The sequence below is a fragment of the Pseudoalteromonas sp. RB2-MNA-CIBAN-0110 genome, from assembly GCF_040309305.1.
In the GTDB taxonomy this organism is placed as follows: Bacteria; Pseudomonadota; Gammaproteobacteria; order Enterobacterales; family Alteromonadaceae; genus Pseudoalteromonas; species Pseudoalteromonas arctica.
Map to the genome: position 1 here is coordinate 1 of NZ_JBEOOQ010000019.1, position 13878 is coordinate 13878.

Here is a 13878-nt window from a genome sequence, read left to right on the forward strand (position 1 = left end):
CTAAAGTAAGAGCGCCACCTTCATATGACACTTTATTCTAGACATTAAAAAGCCCGAGACTAAGCTCGGGCTTTTTGATAACAATTAGCTAGGCTAATAATTACGCTTTGGACGTTACTACAACGCACCTACGCCTAAAGTAAGAGCGCCACCTTCATATGACACTTTATTATAGACATTAAAAAGCCCGAGACTAAGCTCGGGCTTTTTGGTAACAATTAGCTAGGCTAATAATTACGCTTTGAACGTTACTACAAAGCACCTACGCCTAAAGTAAGAGCGCCACCTTCATATGACACTTTATTCTAGACATTAAAAAGCCCGAGACTAAGCTCGGGCTTTTTGGTAACAATTAGCTAGGCTAATAATTACGCTACGATAGTTGCTACAACACCAGCACCTACAGTACGACCACCTTCACGGATAGCAAAACGAAGACCTTCATCCATCGCGATTGGTGCGATTAGAGTTACTGTCATCTTGATGTTATCACCAGGCATTACCATTTCTACGCCATCTGGTAACTGTACGTCACCAGTTACGTCAGTTGTACGGAAGTAGAACTGTGGACGGTAACCTTTGAAGAATGGAGTATGACGACCACCTTCATCTTTCGAAAGTACGTATACTTCTGAAGTGAATGTAGTATGTGGGTTGATTGAACCAGGCTTAGCTAGTACTTGACCACGTTCAACGTCTTCACGTTTAGTACCACGTAGAAGTGCGCCGATGTTTTCGCCAGCACGACCTTCGTCTAGAAGCTTACGGAACATTTCAACACCAGTACAAGTAGAACGAGTTGTATCATTGATACCAACAATTTCTACTTCGTCATTGATGCGGATGATACCAGCTTCAACACGACCAGTTACAACAGTACCACGACCCTGGATTGAGAAAACGTCTTCGATAGGCATGATGAATGGCTTATCGATGTCACGCTCTGGCTCTGGGATGTAAGTATCAAGTGCGTTTGCAAGCTCAACAATCTTATCTTCCCACTCTTTCTCGCCTTCTAACGCTTTAAGCGCAGAACCAGCAATTAGAGGTAAGTCATCACCTGGGAAATCGTATTCTGAAAGAAGTTCACGAACTTCCATTTCTACTAGTTCAAGTAGCTCTTCGTCATCTACCATGTCACATTTGTTCATGAACACGATGATGTAAGGAACGCCAACTTGACGAGAAAGAAGGATGTGCTCACGCGTTTGTGGCATAGGGCCATCAGTCGCAGCAACTACTAAGATCGCGCCGTCCATTTGAGCAGCACCAGTGATCATGTTTTTAACATAATCGGCGTGACCAGGACAATCTACGTGTGCGTAGTGACGTGAAGGAGTATCGTATTCAACGTGAGACGTTGAAATAGTGATACCACGTTCGCGCTCTTCAGGAGCGTTGTCGATTGATGCGAAATCTTTAGCAACACCGCCGTATACTTTTGCAAGTACGTTAGTGATTGCTGCAGTTAGTGTAGTTTTACCGTGGTCAACGTGGCCGATTGTACCAACGTTTACGTGCGGTTTTACGCGTTCAAACTTTTCTTTTGCCATCTTAAAAAATTCCTAATAAAGAAATTAAAGCCTGACTCACTATTGAGCCAGACAAGCTAAAATTATATAACAGCGCGAGCTGAAATTATTGTATCTGCAACGTTTTTAGAGGCTTCAGCGTACTTCACAAACTCCATAGAGTATGAGGCACGGCCCTGTGTTGCAGATCGTAAAGCAGTTGCATAACCAAACATTTCAGAAAGAGGAACCTGCGCATTAATTTGCTTAAGTCCACCTAATGCATCTTCCATGCCTTCGATTATGCCGCGGCGACGGTTTAAGTCGCCAACTACATCACCCATATTTGAATCAGGAGTGAGTACTTCAACCTTCATTACTGGCTCTAGTAGTACAGGGTTAGCTTTAAGCGCCCCATCTCTCATTGCCAGTGAACCTGCTATTTTAAATGCCATTTCATTCGAATCTACATCATGGAATGAACCATCATATAAAGTCGCTTTAACGCCAAGTAATGGGTAGCCTGCCAGTACACCTTGAGACATTTGCTCTTGGATACCTTTGTCTACCGCAGGGACGAACTCTTTAGGAACAGAACCACCTACGGTTTCGTTAACGAACTCGTAAATTGGTGACTCATCATCCGTAATATCCATCGGTTCAAGTTTAATCCAAACGTGACCATATTGACCACGACCACCTGACTGACGTATAAACTTCCCTTCAACCTTAACAGTTGAACGAATAGCTTCTCGGTATGAGACCTGCGGCTTACCAACGTTACATTCAACACTGAATTCACGTTTCATACGGTCGACGATGATATCTAGGTGAAGTTCACCCATGCCAGAGATTATAACCTGGCCTGATTCTTCGTCAGTTTGTACTCGAAAAGAAGGGTCTTCAGCAGCTAGTTTACCCAGCGCGATACCCATCTTATCTTGGTCAGCTATAGTGCGAGGCTCAACCGCAATAGAGATTACTGGTTCAGGGAATTCCATACGCTCAAGCGTAATAATAGAACTCGGATCACACAGTGTTTCACCTGTTGTTACGTCTTTAAGACCAATAGCTGCCGCGATGTCGCCTGCGAAAACTTCTTTGATCTCTTCACGAGAGTTTGAATGCATCTGTACGATACGGCCAAGTCGCTCACGCTTACTTTTTACTGGATTATATACCGTGTCACCCTGTTTAACAGTACCAGAGTAAACACGGAAAAAGGTCAAGGTTCCAACAAACGGGTCTGTTGCAATCTTAAAAGCGAGTGCAGCAAACGGCGCCTTATCATTAGCTGGACGTTCTTCCTCAGTACCATTTTCTAAGATACCTTGGATTTGTTTCACTTGCTCTGGTGAGGGCATATATTCAACAACGCAATCAAGCACAGCTTGAACACCTTTGTTTTTAAATGCGCTACCACAAGTAACTGGAACAATCTCATTAGCTAATGTTCGTTGGCGTAAAGCATTTTTAATTTCTGCTTCACTTAACTCTTCACCTTCTAAGTATTTATCCATTAGTTCTTCTGTTGCTTCAGCAGCGCTTTCAACTAAGTGAGAGCGCCATTCTTCAGCTAATTCCAGAAGTTCTGCCGGTATTGCCTCATAAGAGAAAGTCATACCCTGGTCCGCTTCGTTCCAGTTAATCACTTTCATTTTTATAAGGTCAATAACACCTTTAAAGTCGTCCTCAGCGCCTACAGGCAACTGAATTGGAACAGGCGTTGCTCCAAGACGAGATTTCACCTGGCTAACCACAGCTAAGAAGTCAGCGCCCGTGCGATCCATTTTATTTACGAAGATCATTCTCGGAACTTCGTATTTGTTCGCTTGACGCCAAACTGTCTCAGTTTGCGGCTGTACACCAGATGAAGCACAAAGAACAACTACCGCACCATCTAATACGCGTAAAGAACGCTCTACTTCGATAGTGAAATCTACGTGTCCTGGAGTATCAATAATATTGATACGATGGGCGTCAAATTGAGCGTCCATCCCTTTCCAAAAACACGTTGTTGCAGCAGAAGTGATTGTGATACCACGCTCTTGTTCCTGCTCCATCCAATCCATAGTTGCAGCGCCATCATGTACTTCACCGATCTTATGAGAAAGACCCGTGTAGAACAGAACACGTTCTGTTGTGGTGGTTTTGCCTGCATCTACGTGAGCGACAATACCTATATTACGATAGCGCTCAAGTGGAGTTGTACGTGCCATATGATCCTCTTAAAGGTTAAAGACAGATTACCAACGGTAATGAGCGAATGCTTTATTCGCTTCAGCCATACGGTGAACGTCTTCACGTTTCTTAACCGCAGTGCCTTTATTATCAGAAGCGTCAACGATTTCTTGAGCTAAACGTAAGCCCATAGATTTTTCGCCACGCTTACGTGCAGCGTCTACTAACCAACGCATACCTAATGCGTTACGACGAACTGGACGTACTTCAACTGGTACTTGATAAGTTGAACCACCAACACGGCGAGATTTAACTTCTACCTGTGGGCGGATGTTATCAAGTGCAGTTTCAAAGATTTCTAGGTGCGACTTGCCTGATTTCTCAGCAGCCACGTCTAGCGCACCATAAACAATTTTTTCAGCAGTAGATTTCTTGCCGTCTAACATCACGATGTTAACGAATTTAGCAAGAAGTTCCGATCCGAACTTAGGATCTGGAAGAATTTTACGTTGACCGATTACGCGTCTTCTAGGCATTTTGTATCTCCGGTTTATTCAGGTTTGCTCTTTCGAGTCAATCACCCAAAACAATAATTATAAATATTTAGTGCTTGGCCTTACTAACGGAAAACAATTAGCCTTTAGGGCGTTTTGCACCGTATTTAGAACGAGCTTGACGACGATCGCTAACGCCTGCACAGTCAAGTGCACCACGAACAGTGTGAAAACGCACACCTGGTAAATCTTTAACACGACCACCACGGATTAGGATTACACTATGCTCTTGAAGGTTATGACCTTCACCGCCAATGTATGAAGTTACTTCGAAACCGTTAGTTAAACGTACACGTGCTACTTTACGTAACGCCGAGTTTGGTTTCTTAGGTGTAGTTGTATATACGCGAGTACATACACCGCGCTTTTGCGGACACGCTTTTAGTGCAGCTGAGTTACTTTTCGTAACCTTGCTACGGCGTGGCTTACGCACTAGCTGGTTAATAGTTGCCATTTAAATAGCTCCTGAAATTAAAATTACTACTGAAAAAAATAAAAAATCCGCCCTTTATTTACGAGCCTGCATTAAGCACACAAGTAAATGGGTGGCGGAATTTTAATGAGCAAAGTTTAACCTGTCAACCTAAACTAACCGCAAGACAGCATATAACTGACTTGCGATCACTTAATCTATTGATTAAGAACAGTTTATTGATTTCCAGACAAATCAGCATTTAGAGCGTCTGTAAGTGCTTGAGTTGCCTCTTCTGCACTTACTGTTTGCTCTTCTACTACTACTTTGCTTTGTTTACGGCGAGCCATACGTTCTTGATGATACGCAAAACCGGTACCGGCTGGGATCAAACGACCCACAATTACGTTTTCTTTAAGACCGCGAAGCTCATCGCTCTTACCATTCACTGCCGCATCTGTAAGAACACGTGTTGTCTCTTGGAAAGACGCTGCAGAGATGAAAGATTCTGTTGCTAGTGATGCTTTTGTGATACCCATTAACTGGATTTCAAACTTAGCTGGTATCTTACCTTGTTTTTCAAGGTCACGGTTTGCGATATTAACGCGCGCCACTTCGATTTGTTCACCGGCTAAGAAGTCAGTATCACCGCCGTGCATAATGGTACATTTACGTAACATTTGACGGATAATTGTTTCAATGTGCTTGTCATTGATCTTAACGCCTTGCAAACGGTAAACCTCTTGCACTTCGTTAACGATATAGTTAGCAACATGAGTCACACCACGTAGGCGTAAGATGTCATGCGGTGATTCAGGACCATCGGCGATAACTTCACCTTTAGACACTTGCTCACCTTCAAACACGTTAAGTTGACGCCATTTAGGAATCATCTCTTCGTAATGATCACCTTCAGCTGGAGTAATAACTAAACGCTTCTTACCTTTAGTCTCTTTACCGAAGCTAATTGTACCAGTTACTTCAGCTAATATAGCTGGTTCTTTTGGCTTACGAGCTTCAAATAAGTCGGCTACGCGTGGTAGACCACCCGTGATATCACGAGTTTTCGAACCTTCTTGCGGAATACGTGCTAACACGTCACCTGGGTTTGCTGTAACGCCGTCAATAACTTCAATCGTCGTGAATGAAGGAAGACGTGTTTCTTGCAGACCGCGCTCTTCACTTTCGATGATAAGCTTTGGTTCTTTCGTATTTACTTTAGCAAGATCTTTTACAACTACACGGGTTAAACCAGTTAGCTCATCAGTCTGTGCTTCAGTATTTGAATCATCGATATCGCTGAACGATACTTTTGATTTATGCTCAAGAACGATTGGGTGACTATGCGGGTCCCAAGTAGCAACGATATCGTTACCTAGAACTTCAGCATTGTCTTGCACTGTTAATACCGCACCGTAAGGTACTTTATAACGCTCTTTCTCACGACCATGACTATCAATGATAGTAATTTCCGTAGAACGAGAGGTAATAACAATCTTACCGTCTGTGTTTAATACGTACTTAGAGTTATGAAGTTTTAATGTACCGTTAGTTTTAACTTGTACATTATTTTCTGCAGATGCTCTAGATGCCGCACCACCGATGTGGAAGGTACGCATTGTTAACTGTGTACCCGGCTCACCAATTGACTGTGCCGCGATAACACCCACTGATTCACCAGCGTTGATGATATGACCACGTGCTAGGTCACGACCATAACAGTTAGCACAAACACCAAAGTCATTATCACAAGTGATAACAGAACGTACACGAACTTCATCTACTGAATGCTCTTCTAAAAGATCACACAGTTTTTCGTCTAGCATGATATTACGTTCAACAAGCACTGTATTAGTACCTGGAATCACAATATCTTCAGCAACAACACGACCTAGAACACGTTCACGAAGTGCTTCTACAACATCACCACCTTCAATAAGCGGTTTCATTGTTAAGCCATCTTCTGTGCCACAGTCATCTTCATTGATTACCAAATCTTGTGCAACGTCTACTAGACGACGCGTTAGGTAACCCGAGTTTGCTGTTTTAAGTGCTGTATCGGCAAGACCTTTACGCGCACCATGCGTTGAGATGAAGTACTGAAGTACGTTTAGACCTTCACGGAAGTTAGCTGTGATTGGAGTCTCGATGATTGAACCATCTGGACGTGCCATTAGACCACGCATACCCGCCAACTGACGAATCTGTGCAGCACTACCACGAGCACCTGAGTCGGCCATCATAAACACTGAGTTAAATGACGGTTGCTCTACTTCTTCACCTTGTGCATTGATAACTGTGTCTTTCGACAAGTTAGACATCATCTCACGTGATAAGTTTTCGTTTACACGTGACCAGATATCGATAACTTTGTTGTACTTTTCACCAGCCGTTACAAGACCTGATTGGAATTGTTGGTTGATTTCAGTAACTTCAGCTTCAGCTGATTCAATTATCTGTGCTTTAACCGGTGGGATAACTAAGTCATCAATACCGATAGAAACACCTGACTTCATTGCATAATGGAAACCGGTGTACATAACTTGGTCAGCAAAGATAACTGTATCTTTAAGACCTAGACGACGGTAACACTCATTCAATAAGCCAGAAATCTGCTTTTTACCTAGCGGCTGGTTGATTGACGCAAACGGCATGCCTTTAGGTAAAATTAGAGACAGAATCGCACGACCAACAGTTGTATCGATAACAGTAATAGTATCTTCTACTACGCCGTCTTCGTTTTTAACTGATTGGCTAATACGTACTTTCACAATTGCGTGAAGGTCTGCATTGCCACTGCGGTATGCTTTTTCTGCTTCTTTTGGATCTTTAAATATCGCGCCTTCGCCTTTAGCGTTAATGCGGTCACGAGTCATGTAATAAAGACCCAATACAACATCCTGTGAAGGAACGATGATTGGCTCACCATTCGCAGGAGATAGAATGTTGTTTGTTGACATCATCAATGCACGAGCTTCAAGCTGCGCTTCGATTGTTAACGGTACGTGTACCGCCATTTGGTCACCATCGAAATCGGCGTTGTAAGCCGCACATACTAATGGATGCAAATGAATCGCTTTACCTTCGATAAGCACAGGCTCAAACGCTTGGATACCCAAACGGTGAAGTGTTGGTGCACGGTTAAGTAATACTGGATGTTCACGAATTACTTCGTCAAGTACATCCCATACTTCCGGAACTTCACGTTCAACCATCTTCTTAGCAGCTTTGATTGTCGTAGCCATGCCGCGACGTTCTAATTTGCCATAGATGAATGGTTTGAATAGCTCTAGTGCCATCTTCTTAGGAAGACCACATTGGTGAAGCTTAAGTGTAGGACCAACTGTGATTACAGAACGGCCTGAATAATCTACACGCTTACCAAGTAAGTTCTGACGGAAACGACCTTGCTTACCCTTGATCATATCAGCAAGAGATTTAAGAGGACGTTTGTTAGAACCTGTAATTGCACGACCACGACGACCGTTATCAAGTAGCGCATCTACCGCTTCTTGTAACATACGTTTTTCGTTACGTACAATAATGTCTGGTGCTGCTAAATCTAGTAGACGCTTAAGACGGTTATTACGGTTAATAACACGACGGTAAAGGTCATTTAGATCAGATGTCGCAAAACGACCACCGTCTAATGGTACTAATGGGCGTAGATCAGGTGGCAATACTGGAAGTACTGTCATGATCATCCACTCAGGGTTATTACCTGATTGGTGGAACGATTCCATTAACTTAAGACGTTTAGTGATTTTTTTACGCTTAGTTTCAGAATTAATTGTTGGTAACTCTTCACGCATCTCAGCAATTAATTGAGCAAGATCAAGTTCACGAAGCAAGTCTAAAACTGCTTCAGCACCCATCTTAGCTTCAAACTCATCACCGTGCTCTTCTAGTGAATCTAAGTATTCTTCTTCACCTAATAACTGACCACGCTCAAGCGTTGTCATACCAGGTTCAGTTACTACGAATGATTCGAAGTAAAGAACACGTTCAATATCACGAAGCGTCATATCTAGCATTAAGCCAATACGTGACGGTAATGATTTTAAAAACCATATATGTGCAACTGGGCTCGCAAGGTCGATATGACCCATACGATCGCGTCGCACTTTAGTGAGTGTTACTTCAACGCCACACTTTTCACAGATCACACCACGGTGTTTAAGGCGTTTATATTTACCACATAAACACTCATAATCTTTCACTGGGCCGAAAATACGGGCACAGAATAAGCCATCGCGCTCAGGCTTGAAAGTACGGTAGTTAATAGTCTCAGGTTTCTTTACTTCACCGTATGACCATGAACGAACCATGTCTGGTGAAGCAAGACCAATGCGAATTGCATCGAATTCTTCGGTCTTATTTTGTTGCTTCAGAAACTTAAGTAAGTCTTTCACCTTAGCTCTCCTGTCGGAGTTAATCTTGAGGACGGATAATCTCGTCCCTACATTCTATTCAGCCGTAACAGATGCTGCAGCGTTAACTGCAGCATCTAATTGGCTTAATTTTCTTCCAACTCGATGTTGATACCCAGTGAGCGGATTTCTTTCAACAATACGTTGAACGATTCTGGCATACCTGGTTCCATTTTATGGTTACCATCAACGATGTTTTTATACATCTTAGTACGACCGTTCACGTCATCCGATTTCACTGTTAGCATTTCTTGTAGAGTGTAAGCAGCACCATAAGCTTCAAGTGCCCATACTTCCATCTCACCAAAACGCTGGCCACCGAACTGTGCTTTACCACCCAGCGGCTGCTGAGTAACAAGGCTGTAAGAACCAGTAGAACGTGCGTGCATCTTATCGTCAACCAAGTGGTTAAGTTTAAGCATGTACATGTAACCAACAGTTACTTGACGTTCAAACTGATCGCCAGTACGGCCATCATAAAGTGTAACCTGACCACTACGAGGATAGCCCGCAAGCTCAAGCATGTCTTTGATTTCGCTTTCTTTCGCGCCATCAAATGCAGGAGTAGCTATTGGTAAACCACCTTTTAAGTTTTCAGCTAGACGACGAATTTCGTCATCAGTGAAGCTAGCAATATCTACAACTTGGCGAGATTCGCCAATTTCGTATGCTTGCTTGATGAAGTCACGTAGCTCATGAAGCTCACGTTGCTCTTTCATCATCTCTTCAATACGTTCACCGATACCACGTGCAGCAAGACCCATATGTGTTTCAAGGATCTGACCGATGTTCATACGTGATGGTACACCTAGTGGATTCAATACGATATCTACCGTACGACCTTTGTCATCGTAAGGCATATCTTCTACTGGTACGATAGTCGAGATAACACCTTTGTTACCATGACGACCCGCCATTTTATCACCCGGTTGGATACGACGTTTAACAGCTAGGTATACTTTAACAATCTTAAGTACGCCTGGTGCTAAGTCATCACCTTGGGTAATTTTACGACGTTTGTTTTCAAACTTCTTATCGTATTCAGCTTTAAGTTCATCGTACTGTGCAGCTAGTTGCTCAAGCTCAGCTTGCTTGTCTTCTTCAGCAAGGCTTTGCGTAAGTACTTTTTCAGCATTTAGAGATGCAAGTTTATCTTCATCAAAACCAGCAGCTATAAGTAGCTTACGTGCACGGTCTAAAACGCCTGCTTCTAAAATACGGAACTCTTCGTTGAAGTCTTTCTTCGCTTCGCGAAGCTGCATGTCTTCAACTTCTAACGCGCGTTTATCTTTTTCAACACCATCACGGGTGAAAACTTGCACGTCAATTACAGTACCAGTTACAGAATTTGGTACACGTAAAGAGCTGTCTTTAACGTCAGACGCTTTTTCGCCGAAGATAGCACGCAGTAGCTTCTCTTCAGGTGTAAGCTGTGTCTCGCCTTTAGGAGTCACTTTACCTACTAGGATATCGCCGCCTTTAACTTCAGCACCAATATATACAACGCCTGATTCATCAAGCTTGCCTAGCGCAGACTCACCCACATTCGGGATATCTGCAGTGATCTCTTCTGGACCTAATTTAGTATCACGGGCAACACACTGTAGTTCTTGAATATGGATAGTCGTTAGACGATCTTCTTCAACTACGCGCTCTGATAACAAGATTGAATCTTCGAAGTTATAACCGTTCCATGGCATGAATGCCACGCGAAGGTTTTGACCAAGGGCTAAGTCACCTAAGTCAGTCGAAGGACCATCTGCTAACACGTCACCACGAGTAACCGGTTCGCCAACCATACAAGTTGGTTTTTGGTTAATACATGTATTTTGGTTTGAACGTGTGTATTTGGTTAAGTTGTAGATGTCGATGCCCGCTTCACCAGGAATGCGTTCTTCTTCATGTACATTTACAACGATGCGACTTGCGTCAGCATACATTACTTCACCACCACGTTTAGCAACGATAGTTACACCAGAATCTTTCGCTAGTGTTAACTCAATACCAGTACCTACTAACGGCTTATCCGCTTTCAATGTTGGTACTGCTTGACGTTGCATGTTTGAACCCATCAATGCACGGTTAGCATCATCGTGTTCTAGGAACGGGATAAGTGCTGCCGCTACAGAGATCACCTGTTGTGGTGATACATCCATATACTGCTGGTCCATGCGACCCATAAAGGTAGATTCACCTTTGTGACGACATGGGATAAGTTCATCAACAAACTCATTGGTTTCAGTTAAGTTTGAGTTCGCCTGTGCGATAACAAACTGACCTTCTTCAATGGCTGATAAATAATCAACTTCATCAGTTACAACACCGTCTACCACTTTGCGGTAAGGTGTTTCTAAGAAACCGTAGTCATTTGTACGTGCGTACGTAGACAACGAGTTAATTAGACCGATATTTGGACCCTCAGGAGTCTCGATTGGACATACGCGACCATAGTGAGTTACGTGAACGTCACGTACTTCAAAGCCTGCGCGTTCACGAGTTAGACCGCCCGGACCTAATGCAGAGATACGACGTTTATGCGTAACTTCTGATAGTGGGTTATTTTGGTCCATAAACTGTGATAACTGAGACGAGCCGAAGAACTCTTTAACAGCTGCCGAAATAGGCTTAGCGTTAATAAGATCTTGTGGCATTATTGCGTCAAGGTCACCTAAGCTTAAACGCTCACGTACAGCACGTTCAACACGTACTAGACCAACACGGAATTGGTTCTCAGCCATTTCGCCAACACTACGTATACGACGGTTGCCTAAGTGATCGATATCATCAACATCGCCTTGACCGTTACGAATAGCAATTAATACTTTCATAACAGACACAATGTCTTCTTTGCTTAATGTGCCAGGGCCTGTGTCTGTATCGTAACCAACACGGCTATTGAACTTCATACGACCTACAGTAGATAAGTCATAACGTTCTTCAGAGAAGAACAAGTTCTGGAATAAGGCTTCAGCCGCGTCTTTCGTCGGTGGCTCGCCTGGGCGCATCATGCGGTAAATTTCTACTAGTGCTTCTAAACGGCTGCTTGCAGAGTCAATGTTTAATGTATTTGACATGTAAGCACCGCTGTCCACTTCATTGATATATAACGTATCAATTTTAGTGTAACCGGCTTTAACCAATTCAGCCATTAGCTCTAGAGTTAGCTCGTCATTTGCATTTGCAATAACTTCACCAGTTGACTCATCAACATAGTTTTTAGCTACAATACGGCCAATGATGTACTCATGTGGTACTTCTAATTGCTTAATGCCTTTCTTTTCGATGCTCTTGATGTGGCGAGCCGTAACACGACGACCGCTTTCAACAAATACTTCACCGTCTTCGCTCTTGATATCAAAAGCGGCAGTTTCACCACGTAAACGCGAAGGTACAAGTTCCATAAGAACTTTGCCATTCGTTACTTCAAACGTAGTGTTATCGAAGAACATATCTAGGATTTGTTCGCTAGAATACTCTAGTGCACGTAGGATGATAGACGCCGGTAATTTACGACGACGGTCAATACGTACATATAAGTTATCTTTTGCATCAAATTCGAAGTCTAACCATGAACCACGGTAAGGTATAACGCGTGCGTTATATAATACTTTACCCGATGAATGGGTTTTACCGCGGTCGTTATCAAAGAATACACCAGGGCTACGGTGTAGCTGAGAAACGATAACACGCTCTGTACCATTGATTACAAAAGTACCGGTATCTGTCATGAGCGGAATTTCGCCCATGTAAACTTCTTGCTCTTTAATGTCTTTAACTGTGCCTGGTGCTTCTTTGTCCATAACAACAAGACGCAGTTTCACGCGAAGTGGAGCAGAATAAGTCACACCGCGAATTTGACATTCTTTTACATCGAAAACTGGCTCACCAATACGGTAACTTACGTATTGAAGCTCAGAATTTCCCGAGTAGCTTTTAATAGGGAACACAGAACGGAAGGCAGCTTCCAAACCATGATCGCCATCAGCGTCCGGCACTAAGAATTTTTTAAACGATTCTAACTGTGTAGACAGTAAAAAAGGTATATCCAAAACTTGTGGACGTTTACCAAAATCCTTACGGATACGTTTCTTTTCAGAATAAGAGTAAGCCATGGGGTTCCTCAGCTTGCTGATCTTTGACCCGACCTGTTCTTGTAAGAACAGACTTAACTGGCAGCTATGCCAAGATTTTACAACATTTAACTGTTGTTCTAATTAGATCCCACTTTAACACTAGCAAACTATAAAGCGTTGAAAGTAAAGAAAAAATCAGATTTTATTTGAGCTAAAAGAGTGCATCACTCTATAGCGCAAAAAGGCCGGTGATTAAATAATCACCAGCCCTTGCCTGATTTCTCAGGCAGCGAACTTAGCAAAAGCTAAATTACTTAACCTCAACTTCAGCACCAGCTTCAGTAAGATCTTTTGCAAGTGCTTCAGCTTCTTCTTTAGATACACCTTCTTTAACAGGTGTAGGAGCAGCTTCAACAAGAGCTTTCGCTTCTTTAAGGCCAAGGCCAGTTGCGCTACGAACAGCTTTGATTGCAGAAACCTTGTTAGCGCCAGCGCCAGTAAGGATTACGTCAAATTCTGTTTTCTCTTCAGCAGCTTCAGCAGCTGGACCAGCTACCATTGCAGCTGCAGCAGTTACGCCGAATTTTTCTTCCATTGCTTCGATAAGAGCAACAACGTCCATTACTGACATTTCAGCAATTGCGTCAAGGATTTGGTCTTTAGATACAGACATTACAAATTTCCTAATAATTAACGGACATTACGTCCAAATAAATT

General features: G+C 43.0%; 7 protein-coding genes. All 7 read right to left on the minus strand.

From position 1 onward, the window contains the following. Positions 1–368 precede the first annotated feature (368 nt). The 7 genes from tuf to rplL all read right to left on the minus strand — a co-directional run bounded on the left by tuf (position 369) and on the right by rplL (position 13834). A complete protein-coding gene (gene tuf / locus AAEY68_RS10845) occupies positions 369–1553 on the minus strand; it encodes an elongation factor Tu (protein ID WP_024589451.1) in 1185 nt (394 codons plus the stop codon). A gap of 62 nt (positions 1554–1615) precedes the next feature. Beyond that, the gene (fusA, locus tag AAEY68_RS10850) at positions 1616–3730 is read right to left on the minus strand and encodes an elongation factor G (RefSeq protein WP_024593793.1); all 2115 of its coding nucleotides are present in this window, start codon (positions 3728–3730) and stop codon (positions 1616–1618) included. A gap of 27 nt (positions 3731–3757) precedes the next feature. Beyond that, positions 3758–4228, minus strand: coding sequence for a 30S ribosomal protein S7 (gene rpsG / locus AAEY68_RS10855; RefSeq protein WP_010555004.1), 471 nt, complete (start codon positions 4226–4228; stop codon positions 3758–3760). Positions 4229–4325: 97 nt separating this feature from the next. Beyond that, positions 4326–4700, minus strand: coding sequence for a 30S ribosomal protein S12 (gene rpsL, locus AAEY68_RS10860; RefSeq protein WP_002958885.1), 375 nt, complete (start codon positions 4698–4700; stop codon positions 4326–4328). Positions 4701–4894: 194 nt separating this feature from the next. After that, positions 4895–9070 carry a DNA-directed RNA polymerase subunit beta' gene (rpoC, locus tag AAEY68_RS10865; protein WP_007580130.1) on the minus strand — a complete coding sequence of 1392 codons (4176 nt, stop codon included), beginning with the start codon at positions 9068–9070 and terminating at the stop codon, positions 4895–4897. Positions 9071–9174: 104 nt separating this feature from the next. Beyond that, positions 9175–13200 carry a DNA-directed RNA polymerase subunit beta gene (gene rpoB, locus AAEY68_RS10870; protein WP_007580127.1) on the minus strand — a complete coding sequence of 1342 codons (4026 nt, stop codon included), beginning with the start codon at positions 13198–13200 and terminating at the stop codon, positions 9175–9177. Positions 13201–13471: 271 nt separating this feature from the next. Next, a complete protein-coding gene (gene rplL / locus AAEY68_RS10875; protein WP_002958882.1) occupies positions 13472–13834 on the minus strand; it encodes a 50S ribosomal protein L7/L12 in 363 nt (120 codons plus the stop codon). Positions 13835–13878 lie beyond the last annotated feature (44 nt).

Excerpts from the sequence above, each read along its gene's own strand:
- tuf (WP_024589451.1), bottom strand. The coding sequence starts at position 1,553 with ATGGCAAAAGAAAAGTTTGAACGCGTAAAACCGCACGTAAACGTTGGT.
- fusA (WP_024593793.1), bottom strand. The coding sequence starts at position 3,730 with ATGGCACGTACAACTCCACTTGAGCGCTATCGTAATATAGGTATTGTC.
- rpsG (WP_010555004.1), bottom strand. The coding sequence starts at position 4,228 with ATGCCTAGAAGACGCGTAATCGGTCAACGTAAAATTCTTCCAGATCCT.
- rpsL (WP_002958885.1), bottom strand. The coding sequence starts at position 4,700 with ATGGCAACTATTAACCAGCTAGTGCGTAAGCCACGCCGTAGCAAGGTT.
- rpoB (WP_007580127.1), bottom strand. The coding sequence starts at position 13,200 with ATGGCTTACTCTTATTCTGAAAAGAAACGTATCCGTAAGGATTTTGGT.
- rplL (WP_002958882.1), bottom strand. The coding sequence starts at position 13,834 with ATGTCTGTATCTAAAGACCAAATCCTTGACGCAATTGCTGAAATGTCA.